Source organism: Dermabacter sp. Marseille-Q3180 (assembly GCF_940792985.1).
GTDB classification, from domain to species: domain Bacteria; phylum Actinomycetota; class Actinomycetes; order Actinomycetales; family Dermabacteraceae; genus Dermabacter; species Dermabacter vaginalis.
In genome coordinates this window covers 74,347-92,767 of the sequence record NZ_CALNWU010000004.1, presented here as the reverse complement: position 1 = coordinate 92,767, position 18,421 = coordinate 74,347, and the positions used below count along the sequence as shown (strand labels likewise).

Genomic DNA, 18,421 nt, shown 5'->3' with positions numbered 1-18,421 from the left:
GGGAGGAGTTATCCGACGATGGCGTAGCTTTCGCCGGCTTCCTCGATTGCGGGGGCGATGTCGGCCTTGGTGAGGGCGCGATCTGCCTGGATCGTGAGGGTCGATTCGCCGCCCTTGACGAGTTCGACCTCGGCGCTCTCAACGCCAGCGAGCTCGCCAACTTCTTCCTTGACGGCATTGACGCAGTGGCCGCACGTGAGGCCCGTGATCTTGAAGGTCGAGGTGGTCATGGTGTGCTCCTTGATGTTTGTGATGGTCCTGGTTCGTGTGGGCGCGGTTGGTGGCCCGGCATCCAACATACCCCCTAGGGGTATCGACTTCAAGGGGGTGCGGCAACTTCAGAGCAATGAGGAGGCGGATCGGTAGCATGGGGCGCATGAGTACCCCCACGAATCCAGGCGGCAACGTTGGCGCGCGCACACCCCAGCGCCGCCCCAGTTTCTATGAATCGCACCTTCGCGAAATGCTCGCCGACTCGGGCTATGCCATTCATGAACGCATCGGCAGTGGGGGAATGGGGATCGTCTACCGCGCAACCGATGCGGCCGGACTCGACGTCGCCCTCAAGGTGCTTCGCCCCGAAATTGCCGGCGACGAGCGCGCCCGTGCCCGCCTCAGCCGCGAGATGCGCGCCCTGCAGCGCGTCAACCACCCGAACGTTTCCCGCGTTCTCGACGCCGAATTTGACCTCGACGTTGCCTTCCTCGTCACCGAGTACATCTCGGGCCCCACGTTCCAGAAAGTCATTGACGACTGGGGGCACCTTCCGCTGCGATGCGTACGCGAAATCGGCTTGCCGCTCGGCAAGGCCCTTCTTGACGTTCACGAGAAGGGGATCGTGCACCGCGACCTCAAACCAAGCAACATCATGCTTCGCACCGGTCATGGCTCGCACTTCGACTTCGACATCGATCCAGTCGATCCGGTCATTATCGACTTCGGCATCGCCCAAGCCGCCGAAGAGTCCCGCATGACCTCGACGGGGCTCATGATGGGCACGATCTCCTATCTTGCCCCCGAGGTGATCAGCAACAACATCGTCGACGCCGCTGCCGACTGGTGGGCCTGGGCCGCAATGCTCGCCCACGCCGCGACCGGCTTCCCGCCCTTCGGTAAGGGGCGACTCGGCACGGTCTACAACCTCGCCACGATGGGCGGACCCGACCTCGAGGGGTTGCCGGAGCCGTGCGTCGAATGGTTCAAGGGGGCATTTGCCCCTGAGCCCGCCGATCGCACCCCGCCGGAGAAGCTCATGGAGGCACTCGAGCACGATGTGGATGCATGGGTGTATGGGAACTACGATCCAACCTCCTCGTCCCCGTCTTCCCCTTCCACCTCCGCCGAGCTCCCCACCTCTCGGATTGAGGCGGGTGAACGCGGCACACCGGGTGGTCCAATCGGCGCCGGAGCGTCGGGTTTGGGTGCCGCGGAATCTACGGATGCAGCAGCTCGCGCAGCTGAGGCGACTGCGTCGATACCTCCGCATAGCCCACTGACGCATAGCCCACTGAGTCCCGGAGGGGGAGAGGGGGAGAGCATGGGGGCAATGCGCGACGCCACTGATGAATTGGACGACACCGATGAGTGGGATGTCTCCAACGAAGATCCCACCCAGGTCATGCCCGTCCTCGACGAAACACCGACCGCGAAATTCGCCCCCATCTCGACCCCCGCGGCCCCGCCCGCTCCCCACTACGAGGGAGCGACGCAGGGGTGGCAAGCGTCGGACCACATGCCGCAGCCGCCCGCCCCCACACCCGCTCCGCAAAGCCCCTATCAGCAAGCGCCCCTCGCACCGCAGCCCTACGGCGCGCAAAACTATGGGATGCCGCCACAGGGATTTATGCCGCCACCCGTGCCGTACCACTTGCGTGAGCCCGAGCGTCGTACCGTACTCGTGCTGCTTGGCATGGTGCTCTTCACAGCATTCGGCGCGCTCGTGCCTCTCGCCGCGCTGATTTTGCTCGTACTGATGACGGCGCTCGCACGCACGTGGCAACGCTCGTGGATTGCGTTGGAAAAGGGGACTGACAAGGGAAGAAGCTCAGGAAGCATCACAACCGCGGCGGTGCTCCTCGCCGTTCCGCGCTTGATACTCGCGCTCCTCGAGGCAATTCTTCAGGCACTCATCCCCGTGATCGTGACGGCGGGTGTGCTCCTCGCGATCGATGCCGCGGTCGTGTGGCTCACCAACTTCGAGCTGCACTACGCGATCTACGCCGGTGTGCTCGTGGGTGTCACGACCCTGTCGCTGTGGTGGGGAATCGGCGCGCGCACCACACGCTACGGCGGCCACAGGCTCGTGCATGCGGCAGCCCCGAGCGGGCTATGGACCGCGATCATCGCGGCGCTGCTCATCCTGCTCATCGTCGCGGTGGGCTTCACTCTCGCCTCGCGCGGAGGCACGATCGATTACTTCCCGTACGTGGGCGAGTTCCGCCTCGAAGACATCTCGCCCTGGCGACGCTGACGCGCCCGCGAAGGCATCCGTTAGGATGGCACGCGGCGAAAGCCCCGCTCACCGTTCATATTTGACCCCTCCGGAGGATTCATGGCCGAGAAGCCCTCAGCTCAAGACGTGCGCGAAGCGCAGCGCGTGGAGCTTCGCAAACAACGCGAAAAAGAGCTGAACCGCCAAAAGCGCGTGCGCACCGCCGTGATCGCGGCGATCGTCGTGGTAGCGCTCGCGGTGGTGGCAGGACTCGGCTACCTCATCTATCAGGCGAATGCTCCCGAACCGGAACTTGAGCTGAACCAGCCAGCTTCGATCAGCAAGGAAGAGCCCACTCTCGCCTTCAAGGCCGACGACACGAAGCCCGTCGTTGACGTCGTGTTCGACTACATGTGCCCGTTTTGCGGTGCCTTCGAACAGGTCAATAGCGCAGACATCCACGAAATGATCGACAACGGCGAGGCGACCGTGAACTTCCATGTGCGCACCTTCCTCTCCTCGAAGATGTCCACCACGGAATACTCGGCTCGCGCCGGCGGAGCCGCCGTGTGCACCTACGAGGATTCGCCCGAAGTGTTCCTCAAATTCCACGAGCAGCTCTTCGCGAACCAGCCGGCCGAGGGCGGCCCCGGCCTGAGCGACAAAGAACTCGAAACCTACGCGAAGGATGCAGGCGCGAGTGAGGAAACGCTCTCGTGCATCAAGGACCAAAAGTTCCGCCGCTACGCGGTCGACGTGCTCGAGCCCGTTGGCGCGAAACTCTCGCCCGCCACACCCGCCGTGTTCATCAACGGCAAGGAATGGGGGGCCGACGGCGCCTGGCAGAAGCCCGGTGCCCTGAAGGAAGCCGTGGCCTCCTCGGGTACTCCCGGCGCGAGCGACGCCGGTGGCGCAAGCGATGCTGGTGGCGCAAGCGATTCGGGTAACTAAACTCGCGGTGCACGCTACACTGGTGCGAGCGCCGCAATGCTGAAGTAGCTCAGTTGGTAGAGCAGCTGTCTTGTAAACAGCAGGTCGTGGGTTCGAGCCCCATCTTCAGCTCCAATAAAAGCCCAGGTCGATTCGGCATTACGCCGTAAGGCCTGGGTTTTCTTTTGTTGTGTGAGAAACCGCGAGCGTGAGAGCGCCGGAGACGCGCGCGGGTGAGGCGCATTGCGCCGAAAGTCCCCCCGTCTAAGGGGTTAGGCGCGTAGTGTGAGTCACAAGCGACTAGTGATAACCGACACGCGAAAAGGACCCCTGATGACTGCGACCGCGCAGACCCAGCGCACACTCGCCACCCCCTTCACCATCAACACCGTTGAAATTCCCAACCGTCTCGTCATGACCCCGATGGGCAGCGACCTCGCAAATCCCGACGGTACCGTTGGCCCGCGCCTACTCAAGTACTGGCTCGAGCGCGCCGAAGGCGGTTGCGGCCTTCTCATCACCGAGATCACCCGCGTGAATGACGAGCACGGCGCCGGCACTCCGAAACAGCTCTCCGTGACCCGCGACGAGCTCGTTCCACAGCTCGCCGAGGCCATCGAGGCCGTTCACGCGCGAGGCTCAAAGATTTTTCTCCAGCTCCATCACCCCGGCAACCAGGGCCTTCCCCAGCTCAATAAGGGGCAGGTCACCGTCGGACCCTCCGCCGTGCGATCCGAGCTCACCAAGGCCCCCGTGCGTGCCCTCGAAAACGAGGAAGTGAAGAGCCTCGTGCAGGACTTCATCAACGGTGCGCGCCGCGCGAAGGAAGCCGGTGCGGACGGCGTGGAGATCCACGGCGCTCACGGTTACCTTATCGACGAGTTCCTCTCGCCTCGCACCAATAAGCGCGAGGATGAGTACGGCGGTTCGTTCGAGAATCGCTGCCGTTTCCTCGTGGAGATTCTCGATGGCGTGCGCGAGGTTGTGGGCCCCGACTTCCCGATCTCGGTGCGACTTTCGATCTCGCAGTGCTACGACCTGATCGGCATGCCCGGTGTGGGTAACGAGGTTGCCGACGGCGTGCGGATCGCCAAGGTGTGCGAGGAGCACGGTGCCGACCTGATTTCGGTGTCGTCGGGCACGTACGAGACCGGTGTGACCGTCATCGAGCCCGTCAATACTCCGCGCAACTGGCGCGACCCGATGATTCGCGCCGTGCGCGACGCCGTGAAGATTCCGGTCATGGGTGTGTCGATTATTCGTGAGCCGGAGCAGGCAGAAAAGATGCTGAACGACGGCCTCGTGGACCTCATCGCGATGGGCCGCTCGTGGCTCGCTGACCCGCAGTGGGGCATCAAGGCCATCGAGGGCCGCGACGCCGATATCACTCGCTGCATCGGCTGCATGTACTGCTTCGAGGCACTCTTCTCGGGCGGGCATGTTGAATGCGCCGTCAACCCGCGCTGTGGCTTCGAATCGGAGTTCCCGATCGAACCAGAGCGCAATGCCGAAGGCCGCACGGCCCTCGTGATTGGTGGCGGCCCCGCGGGCTGTGAAGCTGCGGAAACGCTCGCGAAGCGAGGCGCGAAGGTGACGCTCGTCGAGGCGGAGGACACTCTCGGTGGCCAGGTCGTGCCCGGCACCAACCCCCCTGGTAAGGATCCCATGGGTTGGCTCGTTGAGAGCTACGAGCGTCGCCTCGAGCAGGCTGGCGTTGAAGTGCGACTCTCGACGCGCTTCGGCGCCGACGAGGTGCGGGACTTTGGTGCTGAGGCGGTCATCGTGGCGACGGGCGCCGTTCCGGTCGTGCCGCCCATCCCCGGCATCGACGGCGAGATTGTGGTCGACGCGATCGACGTGCTCGGTGGCACGCGCGATGTACGCGGTCGTGCGATTGTTGTGGGCTCGGGCATGACGGGCCTCGAAACTGCAGAGCTCATTGCCGCAAACGGTGGCGAGGTTGCCGTCTACGAGATGGCGCCGGAGCTCGGCGCGGGCGCGTTCCACACGAACGTCATTTCGGTGACCTCGAAGCTCAAGAAGGCTGGGGTTCCGATGCTCACGGGGCACCGCCTCGTAGAAGTGAACGACTCGGGTGCCGTGTTTGAGGCCGACGGTTCCTCGGTGAACGTCGAGGCTGAGACCGTGGTGCTGGCGATCGGTATGCGCAGCGAGAACACGCTCGCAACTGAGCTCGAGGCGGCGGGCATTGACTTCCGCACAGCGGGTGACGTGTCGAAGGTAGCGAAGGTGGCGCAGGCGGTGGCAACGGGCTACCGCGTGGGCCTCGAGGCCTAAACCGCTGGTTCGGGGGCTTCGTTGATTGTTCCCGGAGACTGATCCAGTGATGAGGGGGCGCTGCTGAGGCGGCGCTCCCTCTCCTTTTGCTCGACGCGCCTTATGAGGGTGGAGAAAAACGACGTCACTCCCCGATTGCGGGGTTGGTCGAGCAGTTTTCTACCCCCGTCAGAAGGCTGGGGCGGAGGCTGATGTAGGGGTGGGCGCGTGGCCGAGGCTGGGCCTCGTTAGTCGCGGCTCGCCTTGAGCGCGGCCTTCACCATCGCGCGCACGAAGTCGGTGAAACCCGCGGCGTCGATGAAGCCCTGAATCTCGAGGTGCGTCCAGCCGTGGGCACTGGCCCACACGGCGCGCAGGAGGGTTGTGGCGTCCTCGGGGGAGATCTCACCGTTCGCACCGTACTTCGTGCGGCCCTCGGTCATGGCCTTTGACAGGTGCTTGGCGATCGCTTCGAATTCATCAACGTTGGTGCCGAGGTCGCGGAATGCCGCGAGCAGGCGGTTGTCGCGGCGTGAGAGGCCGGAGTCGTGAGAGCCGGAGGTGGCGTCGGACTCGGTGGTTCCGGCTGCGCCCGCCGCGCCGTTGGCCTGAGCCGCCCGGCCGGGGACCTGGTTGGCCTGGGCGAAGATGACGTCGAACAGTTCGGGGTTGTGCACTGCCCAGTCGTGGAGTGTGGTCGCGAGGGCGACGAGGTAGTTTTCTGGGTCCTGGTCGCGATCCACTTCGGTGAGGTGCTTCGCGAGATCACCGGCGGACGTGACGACGACCGAGTTGAGGAGCTGCTTCTTCCCGCCGAAGAGGGAGTAGACCGCGGTGGTGGAGGTGTTGCACGCGGCGGAGATGTCGCGAAGCGAAACGGCTGTTGGACCGCCTTTGGCGAGCGCCTTCGACGCCTCTGCGATGAGTTCGGCGCGCAGCTCGTCGTCGTGGTGGCGGGGAGTGTTCATGCCCGTGGACTCCAATCAGGTGTGCCGAGGTGGCAGGTCCGGTGTGTAACGACTTCGTAACTATAGGCCCTCATCCTATGGGTGCAAGCTGGTGATTTTCTAGGTAGCCGCGCGTGTAAAGCGATCATTTAATGGCCACTACCAGGGATTTTGCCGAAACTTTAACGGTTGGTGCGGTTATATAGAAGGCTAGGGTGTTCGAGGAGTGGGCGAGATCACTTACTTTGAGTAGCTTCATGGAGGCCGGGCTGGCGCTAGGGCGTGGTCCAGTCCACACCACTAGCGCCGCGCTCTTCGAGGAGAGCGTTGGCGCGCGAGAACGGCTTCGACCCGAAGAACCCGCGTCGAGCTGAGAGTGGCGAGGGGTGCGCCGACTCAATCACGCCGACGCCGTGCGCGGTGAGCTTCGGCGCGAGGGAGCGGGCGTCGCGCCCCCATAAAATTGCGACGAGTGGGCCGCCGCGCTCAATGAGTGCGTCGATCGCGCGCATCGTAATGTCTTCCCAGCCCTTGCCTCGGTGTGAGGCCGGCGCCCCCGGTGCGACAGTCAAGGCCCTGTTGAGAAGCATGACCCCCTGCTCCTGCCACGCTGAAAGATCGCCGTGCTCACTCGGGGGGATGCCGAGATCGGCTTCGCGCTCGAGGTAAATGTTCTGGAGTGATCGCGGTAGCGGGCGCACATCGCGCTCGACCGCGAAGCTCAATCCGATGGGGTGGCCCGGCGTGGGGTAGGGGTCTTGACCCACGATGAGCACGCGCACGTTGGCGAGTGGCGTTTCGAATGCGCGAAAAATCCGATCCCCCGAGGGGAGGTATCGGCGGCCAGCCGCAAGTTCGTCGCGCAAGAAGGTGCCCATTGCGCGGATGTTCGGCTCGACACTTGCGAGCGCCTCGGCCCAGTCGGCGGCCATGATGTTGGTGAGCGGGGGCTGCGCATTCTGGTTCATGTCACCAGCGTACGGGGCGCGCCTACACTTGTGCCCATGACTGACGAGTCTGAGTTGAGCGAGATGGATCGCGCGATCCTCGACCTTGAGGCGCGCGTGTATCGCAGTGCGGGCGCGAAGGAGCGCGACATCCTGCGGCTCACGGGCCTCACACCGGCCCGTTACCACGCGCGGCTCGTGCGGCTCATGCGGGAGCCGGCGGCGGTGCGGTATGCGCCAAATGTGGTCCGACGCTTGCTGGGCCGTACGCGTTCCTGAGGGGACCGGCGTTCGGCGCGCCGCGCCCGCAATCGCGCATTCGGCGCGTGAGTGCCGATAGCATGGTCGTGTGGCAGATCAGAGCACGTACCCGTACGAACCAGACCAGTTTGACCGCGAGGCCGATCAGGTAGGCGCCCACGGCGCGCACCGCGCTGAGGAGCCGTTCTTCAAGCGGAATCTTTCGACGATCATCGTGATCGTCGCGGCACTCGTGGCGCTCGCGCTCGTGCTCTGGGCTATTTCGGGCCTTGGTAAGGGGAGCGAGAACGGCCCCGCCCCGGCAGAATCCTCCACTTCTGCGCCGGCAGATTCCAGTGAAAGCGCTCCTGCTCAGAGTAGTGAGAGTGCCGACGAAACCGAACAGCCTACCGAAGAAGCGAGCGAGGAGCCCTCCGAGGAGCCCGCCCCTGAAGTCAATAAAGAAGCCCCCGTACTCGTGCTTAACGGTAAGCGCGTGCAGGGCATGGCTGGCCGCTGGCAGAAGGCCCTCGAAGAGCAGGGCTGGACGAAGATCGACACCGACACCGGTAAGCGCTCGAAGAACGCCGGCGTGTACTACAAGCGAGACGAGGATGCGGCGACAGCCGAGGCTCTCGCCAAGTACGTGGGTGTCGAGGCTGAAAAGACTGACAAATACCGGGCGAACATCACGGTGGTCATCATCGATGAGCCGGGCGACCTTGCCGAGGTTGAAGGCGAGGATCACGAGGGCGACGACGGCGAATAGTGCCCTCCGCGGCACCGTTCGCAGCGGGCAACCGCCCCGAACACCGTCACGCTCCCAGAGAAATTCCCAGCGAGCGTTAGCACTCTTTGCCTCAGAGTGCTTATGATGGATTAGCACTCGCACGGCGTGAGTGACAACGGGTTCCCGGCAGCCGTCGGACTCCACCGCCACCCGCGCCGCCGCGAGCATTCCAGTGAGGTGAGAGCCCCACCAACCCAGACGTGAAGGGAAGGGCAAGGCTCGTCCGTCGCGGGCACCTGGCTGGAGCACACTCACACACTTTGGGAGTTACCACTCATGGCAAAGCTCATCGCATTTGACGAAGAAGCACGCCGCGGCCTCGAGCGGGGCATGAACCAGCTCGCTGACGCCGTGAAGGTCACCCTTGGGCCGAAGGGGCGCAATGTCGTCCTTGAAAAGTCCTGGGGCGCACCGACCATCACCAACGATGGCGTGTCGATCGCGAAGGAAATTGACCTCGAGGATCCGTACGAGAAGATCGGTGCGGAACTCGTCAAGGAGGTCGCGAAGAAGACGGACGACGTTGCCGGTGACGGTACGACGACCGCAACCGTTCTCGCGCAGGCCCTCGTGAAGGAAGGCCTCCGCAACGTTGCCGCGGGCGCCAACCCGATCGCTCTCAAGCGCGGCATCGACAAGGCCGTTGCCGCCGTGAGCGAGAAGCTCATCGCGCAGGCCGTTGAGATCGAGTCGAAGGAACAGATCTCGAACACCGCCGCGATTTCCGCTGCCGACCCGGCAATCGGCGAACTCATCGCCGAGGCTCTCGACAAGGTCGGCAAGGAAGGCGTCATCACGGTTGAGGAGTCGAACACGACTGGCCTCGAGCTTGAGCTCACCGAGGGCATGCGTTTCGATAAGGGCTTCATCTCGCCCTACTTCGTGACCGATCCGGAGCGCCAGGAAACCGTTCTCGAGGATCCGTACATCCTGCTCACCTCGTCGAAGATTTCGCAGCTCAAGGACCTCCTTCCGCTTCTCGACAAGGTCATCCAGGCCAACAAGCCGCTCGTGATCATCGCCGAGGACGTCGACGGTGAGGCGCTTCCCGCGCTCGTCGTCAACAAGCTGCGTGGCGTTTTCAAGTCGGTTGCCGTGAAGGCCCCCGGCTTCGGCGATCGCCGCAAGGCCATGCTCCAGGACATGGCGATCCTCACCGGCGGCACCGTGATCTCGGAAGAGGTTGGCCTGTCGCTCGAGACCGCTGACCTCAACGTGCTCGGCCGTGCCCGCAAGGTTGTTGTCACGAAGGATGAGACGACCATCGTTGAGGGCGCTGGCGACGGCGACCAGATCGCCGGTCGCGTCAAGCAGATCCGCAGCGAAATCGAAGTTTCGGATTCGGATTACGACCGCGAGAAGCTCCAGGAGCGCCTCGCGAAGCTCGCAGGCGGCGTGGCCGTCATCAAGGCGGGTGCCGCAACCGAGGTTGAGCTCAACGAGCGCAAGCACCGCATCGAGGATGCCGTGCGCAACGCGAAGGCTGCCGTCGAAGAGGGTATCGTCGCCGGTGGCGGCGTGGCTCTGATCCAGGCCGGCAAGGACGCGTTCGCGTCGCTCTCCCTCGAGGGCGACGAGGCGACCGGCGCATCGATCGTGCAGGTCGCGATTGAGGCTCCGCTCAAGCAGATCGCCTCGAACGCTGGCCTCGAAGGCGGCGTTGTGGCATCGAAGGTCAAGCAGCTCCCCGTGGGCGAGGGCCTCAACGCTGCGAGCGGTGAGTACCAGAACCTCATCGAGGCTGGCGTGCTCGACCCGGTCAAGGTGACCCGTTCGGCCCTTCAGAACGCCGCGTCGATCGCGGGCCTGTTCCTCACCACGGAGGCCGTTGTTGCCGATAAGCCGGAGCCGGTGAAGGCTCCCGCTGGCGGCGACATGGACGCCATGGGAGGCATGGGCGGCATGATGTGATCGCCCGCTAACAATAGGGAACCCTCGCACCATTTGTGGTGCGAGGGTTTCTTTATGCCTTGGGGAGGCCGTTAGTCTTCTTGCTCCTCTTCGCCGGGGACGCGCACGAAGAACCGTGAGGAGACGGCGAGGAGTTCGCGCATGAGCTCATACTGGCCGCCGTGCATGTCCCAGATTTCGTCTTCGCCGGCTGCTTCGGGGCGCTCGTAGATCGAGTCGGTTGTGGTGACGTCGGCGAGCCAGCCGTTGTCGTAGTACGCCATGAGGGGCTTCATAGCCTCGTTGTACGCCTTGATGGCTTCGAGTCCTTCGACGGCCTTTTCGTAGGCTTCGCGGGACTTCACGAGGTTTTCTTGAGCCACGGAAAGGCGTTCGAGGGCGGCTTTTTGTTCGGGGGTGTGCTCTTCGGGAGCGGCGTTAATGTTCATGGCCTTAGTGTGGCACGAGCTGTTTGACGTAGCACTGGGAAACTCCGTCCTCGGTGTAGGGCGCGAAGAGGTGGGGGAGGCGGAGCCATCCGGTTTTTTCGTAGAGGGCGATGGCGTCGTGTTGGAGGCTGCCGGTGTGGAGGTAGAGCTCGGTGGCGCCACGGGCGGCGGCGTCCCGTTCGATGTGCTGCATGAGCTGTGTCGCGATGCCTTGGCTTCGGTATTTTTTTCCGACGATAAGTCGTTTGACCTCGAGGCGGTCGGGTAGTGCGCGAAGCATGACTGTACCGATGGCAGTGTTGCCGTGGACAGCGAGGAGGATGGTGAGGATCGTTTCCGGGTCGAGGGTTTCGTCGCTACGGCCCTGGTATTCGGGGTGGGCGGCGTAGTAGGCGCTGTAGCGGGGCTCGAGTTCGGCGTCTTTCTCGGCGTGGAGCGCCGTGACGCGTGGGTCGTCGTAGCGGGCCCGGATGATGCGTGGTTTCTCGCTCATATCTCGATGTTAACGGGGGTGGCCCCCACTCCCGAAGGAGCGGGGGCCACCCCGTTTTTAGCTACTGAACGGGTCGTGAGGTGTTAGCTCACTGCTCGTTCTTGCGGCGGCGGGTCACGAGGGCCGCACCACCAGCGAGGAGCGAGGCTGCAGCGGCAAGGAGGCCGCCGGTCTCAGCACCGGTACGCGGGAGGGCGTGCCTGCCACCCTTAGCGGGGACCACCTTGACCGGCTTGGTCGGGCGGTCGGTGCCAGCATCGCCAGGCTCGTCAGCGTCGTCGCCGGGCTGCTCGCCTGCGTCGTCACCAGGCTGCTCAGCGTCGTCGCCAGGCTGCTCGCCTGCATCGTCGCCGGGCTCGTCAGTGCCTTCGCCAGGCTCCTCGGTGCCGTCGCCAGGCTCCTCCGTGCCTTCGCCAGGCTCGTCAGTGCCGTCGCCGGGCTCCTCAGTGCCGTCTTCGGGTCCATCGACCGGGGTGTCGATGACGTTGATCGTTGCAACAACGACCTCGCTCGAACCGTCGGGGTAGGTCACGAGAACCTCGTAGACGTTCTCAACCGCGGCGTAGGTCGCCTCAACGGTGATCGCGCCGGTCTCCGGATCGATCGTCACGCCCTCGATCTCACCATCGTTCAGTGCGAACTTGGTGTCTTCAGGCATGTCGCGCTTTTCGCCGGTCTCCTCGTCCGTGAACTTCGGAGCCTCGATGGTGCCAACCTGGCCGCGCTCAACCTCGGCCGGGGCGTACACCGGCTGGTAGAGGGTGGCCTGTTCGGGAGCGACAACCTTGATGGTGGCGACGACAGTTTCCTTCGAGCCGTCGGGGTAGGTCACCTCAACCTCGTAGACGTTGGTGGCAGGTGCGGCGTAGGTTGCCGACGACTTGATTTCGCCGGTTTCCTCGTCGATCCAGACACCTTCGATGTCACCGTCCTTGAGGGCGAACTTGGTGCCTTCAGGCATGTCGCGCTCTTCGCCGGTCTCCTCGTCGGTGAAGACGGGGGCTGCGACCTCGGCGACGTCACCCTGGGTGACGGTGACCTCGGTGTAGACCGGCTGGTAGAGGGTGGCCTGTTCGGGAGCGACGACCTTGATGGTGGCGACGACAGTTTCCTTCGAGCCGTCGGGGTAGGTCACGAGGACCTCGTAGACGTTGGTGGCAGGTGCGGCGTGGGTTGCCGACGACTTGATTTCGCCGGTTTCCTCGTCGATCCAGACACCTTCGATGTCACCGTCCTTGAGGGCGAACTTGGTGCCTTCGGGCATGTCGCGCTCTTCGCCGGTTTCCTCGTCGGTGAAGACGGGGGCTGCGACCTCGGCGACGTCACCCTGGGTGACGGTCACCTCTGCGTACACAGGCTGACACGTGTCCTTCGCTTTGGGGGCAGAGGCGATCTCGTCGGCGATCCTCTGTGCTTCCTCAGCTGCGGCCTGGAGCTTGGCAGCTTCTGCGGCGAGGGTCTTGGCGGCAGCAGCAGCCTCGTCGGCTGTGGCCTGGGCCTGGTCGGCTTTGGCTCGTGCTTCGTCGGCTGCGGCTTGGAGCTTGGCGGCTTCTGCGGCGAGGGTCTTGGCGGCAGCAGCAGCCTCGTCGGCTGTGGCCTGGGCCTGGTCGGCGGCAGCCTTCGCCTTATCGGCTTCGGCCTGTTCTTGCTTAGCGGTGGCAGCGTCTTCATCGGCGTAGGCCTGCAGTTTATCGGCTTCGGCCTGCGCGTTCTCGTAGTCGCTCTTTGCCTGTTCAGCCTTGTTACGTGCCTCGGCGGCCTCCTTCCGTGCCTGTTCAGCGGCGGCCTTCGTCGTCGCAACGTTTTCCTCTGCCTTTTCAAGGGCTTCCTTAGCCGTTACACGGCTGTCGTCAGCCTCGTCAAGGGCTTTCTGAGCCTCTTGAACCTTGGTCCGTGCTTCGTCAAGGGGTTTCTCGGCCTCTTTAAGCGCGCTGTAAGCCTTTTCAAGGGCTTCCTTTGTCGGCATATAGTCGCTGTGGGCCTTGTCAAGGGCTTCCTTAGCAGTCTGAACGTCGGCTCGGGCCTTGTCACGGTCTTCTTGTGCTGCCTCAGGGTCAGCCTTTACCGCCTCAAACTTGTCCTTTGCATCATTCAATGCGGTCTTTGCCGCATCGAATTTGGTCCGTGCATCATCTGCGGCGGTCTTTGCCTTCTCGTACTCGGCCCTTGCTTCATCAAAGGGGGCCCTTGCCTCCTGATAATCGGCCTTTGCATCTTCTACGCCGTTCTTTGCCTCGTCAAACTTGGCCCGTGCGTCATTGTAGGCGGTCTGTGCCTCCTCAAGTTTGGCCGGTGCCTCTTCGGCGGCAGCCGTTGCGTCCTCCGCCGCTTTTTCCTTCATCTCGGCTTCTTGTGCGGCCTCGATGGCGTCGTTCTTCGCCTGTGCAGCGGCTTGGGCCGCTTCGGTGGCGCGCTCCTGCGACTGCTGAGCAGCAGTGGCGGCGTCGTCGGCTGTGGCCTGCTTAGTCTCAGCTGCGGTCTGGAGTTTGGCAGCTTCTGCGGCGAGGGTCTTGGCGGCAGCAGCAGCTTCGTCTGCGGTGGCCTGTGCCTGGTCGGCTTCGGCCTTCGCCTGGTCGGCGGCGTCCTGGAGCTTCTTGGCGTCGGCTGCGGCGGCGTCGGCTGCGGCTGCAGCTTCGTCTGCGGTGGCCTGTGCCTGGTCGGCTTCGGCCTTCGCCTGGTCGGCGGCGTCCTGGAGCTTCTTGGCGTCGGCTGCGGCGGCGTCGGCTGCGGCAGCAGCTTCGTCTGCGGTGGCCTGCGCCTGATCAGCTGCGGCCTTCGCCTGGTCAGCAGCGGCCTGAGCCTCTTCCGCAGTGGGCTGGCCCGTAGTCATGCCACCTTCGGTAGCACATGCGTTCGTAGCGGCGAGGGCGGAAGTGCCAACAACGCCGGAGGTGCCGAGGACGGCGCCGACAGCGAGGGCTGCAGCACCGCGGCGCCACATGGGGGTAACTGAGGATTCCGCGCGGTGGCTGTTCCGCTTCCGGAAAGCATCGAAGACCATGAGTTCTCCAACTTTCTGTGTATGGGGGAGTAAAAGGATTCGCCATACAACACCTGTTGCAGACGTCCAAACTCGACGCTAATCGCTTTTGGTCCATTTGTGAAGTGGGAAATTTTTCTGGAGGGGCCGCGCCTCGTGCAGGCAGGCGCGAGGCACCCGGCGGGTGGTCACGGTGGAGGCAGCGCTGACTGGTGGGAGGGGATTCGCGTATAGCTCTCGAGTGGAAAAACATCGGTATAGCAAGTGTTGCAGATTTGTTGCGGATGAGCGAGGTGCGCGAGCGAGCGGTGCCGGTGGGGAGGTCACGCAAAACTGCACGTAGAAGCGTTGCTCCACCCTTAGTTCTTAGTGGAATGGTCGGTCGCTAAGAATGGAAAAGCGATTGAGCGGAAACGAATAAGAAAGAAAGGAACGAAGTAAAACATTCACACATATTCACCAATGGTTTACCGTTTCAAAAATTACTTGGGGGAAAGAAAACGCCGACCGGGAACCTCGTGGGTGCCGCCGGTCGGCGTTGATAACGAAATCGTTATCGTGACAAAGAATGACGGGGGACTAAAGTCCGTCCTTCAGTCGAGCCACGCTTCCGCCAGGAGGCGCTGGCTCTCATACCGCGCCGCGGGGTCGTGGAAGTAGTTCGACACGATGAACTCATCGGCGTGGGTCTCTTCCGCGAGGCGCGAAAGTTCCGCCTCGACCTTCGTGGGGGAGCCCACCGCGCGTACCGCGAGCGCCCCGTTCACGCGCTCGAGCACGGGCGCGGGCAGAAGCGCCGAAAACTCGGCGGGCGGCTGAATCAGCTGGCGCTTGCCCGAACCGAGCGCCGCAAACGCCTGCTGCAAGGTCGAGAACTGACGCTCGGCTTCCTGATCCGTCTCGGCCACGTACACGTTCACTCCCACCATCACGCGCGGCTTCTCGATCTGCGCCGTGGGCGCCTCGGCATTGAACTCGCGGCGATAAAGCGCGATCGCCTCCTTGTACTGGAACGGTGCGAAGTGGCTTGCCACAGCGAACGGCAAACCGAGCTGCGCCGCAATGCCCGCCCCTGCGAGAGAACTGCCCAGCACCCACATCGGCACGTTCGTGCCTTGCGCAACGTACGCGCCGATTCGGTACCGCGAGAGCGTATCGTCGCTCGCCCACGCCTGCATATCGGCAACAGCCCGCGCGAAATCCTCCGGCTCAGCGCTCGTGCGGCCAAGGAGCTGCGCCGTCAGCGGATCCGTGCCGGGAGCGCGGCCGAGGCCCAGGTCGATCCTCGGGCCGTGGAACTGCGTGAGCGTGCCAAACTGCTCGATCACCTGGAGCGGCGCATGGTTTGGAAGCATGATCCCGCCTGAGCCCACGCGAATGCGTTTCGTGCGCGAGGCCGCTCGATCAATGAGGAGGGACGTCGCATTCGAGGCGAGGTTCAACGTGTTGTGGTGCTCCGCGAACCAGTACCGTGTATAGCCTTCCTCGTCGGCGAGCTCGACCGCCCGCATCGAGGCCTCGATCGCCTCGGCGAATGACTGGCCCTCGCTCACCCCCACGAGGTCAAGAATCGCGAGGTCAGGACGCTTAGACATAGGAAACCTCCACAAAAGTGCGCTTGATGAGGTGCGCGAAACCGTCGGACTCTCACTCAACGCCTTTCGAGCGCGCCGCTATTCCCTCGACTCGTCGCGCAATCGGGGTCCTATGAAAAAATGTGCCCATGACCATCACCGCAGCAGCAGACGGCTCCGCACTCGGCAATCCCGGGCCCACCGGCTGGGCCTGGTACGTGAGCGAAGACTGCTGGAGCGCCGGCGGAAGCGCCCACGGCACGAACAACATCGGCGAACTTACAGCGGTGCGCGAGCTGCTCAGCCAGAGCCGCGAGGCCGGGCACGAGGGCGAGGACCTCGTGATTCTGTGCGACTCGCAGTACGTCATTAACTCCGTCACGAAATGGATGCCCGGCTGGAAAAAGAAGGGTTGGAAGAAAAAAGACGGCAAGCCCGTGCTCAACGTCGAGCTCATGCAAGCGATTGACCGCGAGATGCAGGGCCGAAACGTGCGCTTCGAGTGGGTCAAGGGCCACGCGGGCCACGACATGAACGAGGCCGCCGACGAGCGCGCCCGGGCCGCAGCAACCGCCTACCAGAAGGGCACGGCGCCGAACGAAGGGCCGGGCTTCGCGGGTGCGGGCCGCACCGCACAAGGGGAGGAGAAGAGTCCGACGCCTGCCAGCCTCGAGCGTTCCCTCTGGTGTGAGAGCGCGCCCCCGCGCGAAAGTCTGGGGGAGAGCCCCCACCTCATCGACACGCGGGCACGCCAGATGAGTCCCGAAGAATGGACGAAGGGCGTGGAGGCGCTGCGCAGCCGCGACGTGACGATCAGAGGCGATGCCATCTCGCGCGAGGTCGGCCCGAACCTTCACCTGACCGACACCGTGCTCGAAGCTGCCGGCCGGAACTTTCGCATCGTGACCCTATGGGGCGGCGAGACCCCCCGGATTCTCCACCAGCAGTGGAGCGCACTTAGCTGAGCTCGGCCGCCGGCAACTCCACGCGGAACGTCGCACCGCCGCCATCTGTTTGATGGATCGAGATCGTGCCGTCGTGATGCTGCATGATTGTGGCCGCAATCGAGAGGCCAAGACCGGCACCGCCGCCTTGAGTCTGCTGGCGTTGGCGGGACTCGTCGGTGCGGAAGAACCGCTCGAAAACCCTCTCGCGGATGTCTGCCGGAATACCCTCACCATGGTCGCGCACCTCGATGATCGCCTGACCGTCGCGGCCATTGCCGAGCGCGACCTCCACGGGTGAACCCTTCGGCGTGTGTCTGTTCGCGTTACCCACGAGGTTCACAATGACTTGCCGGAGCGCGGCTTCGTCGCCAAGCACCCCGAGCGGCGGAACGGCCTCGGGCGTGAGAACCGCACCCGCGAGGTCAACGATCGCGACTTCTCGCGTGGGATCGAGCGCCCGCAAATCCTGCACCACGTCCTTCACGATCCCCGACGCATCGAGCGGCACGAGATCGAAAGAACGCTGCTCATCGAGCCTCGCGAGCTTCAAAAGCGATTCGACGAGGGACCCCATGCGCTTCGCCTCATCCTCGATGCGGCGCATCGCCTGCGCGACATCCTCGTCGCGCGGCATCGCACCCATGCGATACAACTCGCCATTGCCGCGGATCGCCGCGAGGGGAGTGCGAAGCTCGTGCGAGGCATCCGCAACGAAGCGACGCATGCGCGACTGGCTCGCGAGCGCCTCCGCCTGCGACTCGGCCTGGGCTTGAAAACCCTTCTCGAGGCGAATGAGCATTTCGTTGAGGGCCACACTTAACGAATGCACCTCTTGCGAGGAGTAACTCACGGGGATGCGCGTGCCGAGAGTGCCGGCCGCAACGTTCTTGGCGGCCTTCTCCACATCGCGCAAAGGCTCGAGAGCATAGTGGAGCACGTAGCCGCCAAGCCCCACGCCAACGAGCACCACCATCGTGCCCACGAGCACGATGATGAGCGCCATCTCATTCATCGTGTTCTCCACGCCACGAAGCGGGAGAGCCACGAAAACCGAGGGACCATCCGGATCGTTCGACGCAACCGCGCGCACACGCCACGACTCGCGATCCTCCGCGACCAGAGTGAAAGGCTTTCCCTGGAGAGACACAACCTCTTCGCGCGTCAGCGGAGGGAAGTCGAGAGACGGGTCGCCGTCGGAATCCTGCACCACGCGCTGCAAAACCCCACCGGACTGATCCTGCCACTCCACCACGTAATCCACGGGCGTGTACTGCGCGCTCGGTGACCCCGTGGTGATGAGTGAAATGTTGCGGCGTGGATTGGCGATCGCGCTTGGGCTGACCGCCGCGGCGAGATCAGCGTCCACGCTTTCGATGAGGGTGCGCTTGAGGAGGAACAGTGAAAGCGCGCCCGTCACGATCGTTCCCGACACGAGAACGAGCGCGATGAGCGCGACAATCCGGGTCCATAGGGACACCGGGCGATTGGCCCGCGAAGCGCGGTCCTTCTTGGGGGCGTCGGTCAAG

15 protein-coding genes and 1 tRNA gene are annotated in these 18,421 nt (G+C 63.9%); 8 read left to right on the top strand and 8 right to left on the bottom strand.

Annotated features, from left to right (window positions below):
• Window positions 1-8: 8 nt before the first annotated feature.
• Window positions 9-230 (bottom strand): heavy-metal-associated domain-containing protein, encoded by a 222-nt coding sequence (locus NBW56_RS09575; RefSeq protein WP_016663815.1) that lies wholly within the window; start codon window positions 228-230, stop codon window positions 9-11.
• A 146-nt stretch (window positions 231-376) separates the two neighbouring features.
• Between NBW56_RS09575 and NBW56_RS09570 the strand changes: the two genes are divergently transcribed.
• The 4 genes from NBW56_RS09570 (at window position 377) to NBW56_RS09555 (ending at window position 5,659) form a co-directional block, all read left to right on the top strand.
• Window positions 377-2,470, top strand: a complete 2,094-nt coding sequence (locus tag NBW56_RS09570) for a protein kinase domain-containing protein (RefSeq protein ID WP_250259029.1) — start codon at window positions 377-379, stop codon at window positions 2,468-2,470.
• A gap of 81 nt (window positions 2,471-2,551) precedes the next feature.
• The gene (locus NBW56_RS09565) at window positions 2,552-3,382 is read left to right on the top strand and encodes a DsbA family protein (protein ID WP_250259027.1); all 831 of its coding nucleotides are present in this window, start codon (window positions 2,552-2,554) and stop codon (window positions 3,380-3,382) included.
• A gap of 38 nt (window positions 3,383-3,420) precedes the next feature.
• Window positions 3,421-3,496 (top strand) — tRNA-Thr (locus NBW56_RS09560).
• Between the two features lie 198 nt (window positions 3,497-3,694).
• Window positions 3,695-5,659, top strand: coding sequence for an NAD(P)/FAD-dependent oxidoreductase (locus NBW56_RS09555; protein WP_250259025.1), 1,965 nt, complete (start codon window positions 3,695-3,697; stop codon window positions 5,657-5,659).
• A gap of 227 nt (window positions 5,660-5,886) precedes the next feature.
• Here NBW56_RS09555 and NBW56_RS09550 read toward each other — a convergent pair whose 3' ends face one another.
• Together NBW56_RS09550 and NBW56_RS09545 are read right to left on the bottom strand one after the other, a co-directional pair.
• Window positions 5,887-6,606 (bottom strand): TetR/AcrR family transcriptional regulator, encoded by a 720-nt coding sequence (locus NBW56_RS09550; RefSeq protein WP_250259023.1) that lies wholly within the window; start codon window positions 6,604-6,606, stop codon window positions 5,887-5,889.
• A 254-nt stretch (window positions 6,607-6,860) separates the two neighbouring features.
• Window positions 6,861-7,553 carry a uracil-DNA glycosylase gene (locus NBW56_RS09545; RefSeq protein WP_250259021.1) on the bottom strand — a complete coding sequence of 231 codons (693 nt, stop codon included), beginning with the start codon at window positions 7,551-7,553 and terminating at the stop codon, window positions 6,861-6,863.
• Between the two features lie 36 nt (window positions 7,554-7,589).
• Between NBW56_RS09545 and NBW56_RS09540 the strand changes: the two genes are divergently transcribed.
• From NBW56_RS09540 to groL, 3 genes are all read left to right on the top strand, one after another.
• Window positions 7,590-7,811 carry a DUF3263 domain-containing protein gene (locus NBW56_RS09540; protein ID WP_250259019.1) on the top strand — a complete coding sequence of 74 codons (222 nt, stop codon included), beginning with the start codon at window positions 7,590-7,592 and terminating at the stop codon, window positions 7,809-7,811.
• A gap of 70 nt (window positions 7,812-7,881) precedes the next feature.
• Entirely contained in the window at window positions 7,882-8,541 is a 660-nt protein-coding gene (locus NBW56_RS09535; RefSeq protein WP_250259017.1) for a LytR C-terminal domain-containing protein, read from the top strand.
• A 297-nt stretch (window positions 8,542-8,838) separates the two neighbouring features.
• Entirely contained in the window at window positions 8,839-10,473 is a 1,635-nt protein-coding gene (groL, locus tag NBW56_RS09530; protein WP_250259015.1) for a chaperonin GroEL, read from the top strand.
• A gap of 71 nt (window positions 10,474-10,544) precedes the next feature.
• Here groL and NBW56_RS09525 read toward each other — a convergent pair whose 3' ends face one another.
• The 4 genes from NBW56_RS09525 to NBW56_RS09510 all read right to left on the bottom strand — a co-directional run bounded on the left by NBW56_RS09525 (window position 10,545) and on the right by NBW56_RS09510 (window position 15,969).
• The gene (locus tag NBW56_RS09525) at window positions 10,545-10,901 is read right to left on the bottom strand and encodes a DUF4298 domain-containing protein (protein ID WP_250259013.1); all 357 of its coding nucleotides are present in this window, start codon (window positions 10,899-10,901) and stop codon (window positions 10,545-10,547) included.
• A gap of 4 nt (window positions 10,902-10,905) precedes the next feature.
• Window positions 10,906-11,394, bottom strand: a complete 489-nt coding sequence (locus tag NBW56_RS09520; RefSeq protein ID WP_250259011.1) for a GNAT family N-acetyltransferase — start codon at window positions 11,392-11,394, stop codon at window positions 10,906-10,908.
• Window positions 11,395-11,482: 88 nt separating this feature from the next.
• Window positions 11,483-14,224, bottom strand: a complete 2,742-nt coding sequence (locus tag NBW56_RS09515) for a Rib/alpha-like domain-containing protein (RefSeq protein WP_250259009.1) — start codon at window positions 14,222-14,224, stop codon at window positions 11,483-11,485.
• Between the two features lie 743 nt (window positions 14,225-14,967).
• The gene (locus NBW56_RS09510; RefSeq protein WP_250259008.1) at window positions 14,968-15,969 is read right to left on the bottom strand and encodes an LLM class flavin-dependent oxidoreductase; all 1,002 of its coding nucleotides are present in this window, start codon (window positions 15,967-15,969) and stop codon (window positions 14,968-14,970) included.
• A 128-nt stretch (window positions 15,970-16,097) separates the two neighbouring features.
• Between NBW56_RS09510 and NBW56_RS09505 the strand changes: the two genes are divergently transcribed.
• Window positions 16,098-16,913, top strand: a complete 816-nt coding sequence (locus NBW56_RS09505; protein WP_250259007.1) for an RNase H family protein — start codon at window positions 16,098-16,100, stop codon at window positions 16,911-16,913.
• Here the strand turns inward: NBW56_RS09505 and NBW56_RS09500 are convergent.
• On the bottom strand, window positions 16,906-18,420 hold the full coding sequence (locus NBW56_RS09500) for a HAMP domain-containing sensor histidine kinase (protein ID WP_250259006.1): 1,515 nt from the start codon (window positions 18,418-18,420) through the stop codon (window positions 16,906-16,908). The two genes, NBW56_RS09505 and NBW56_RS09500, sit on opposite strands and share 8 nt — an antisense overlap.
• Between the last annotated feature and the right edge of the window lies 1 nt (window position 18,421).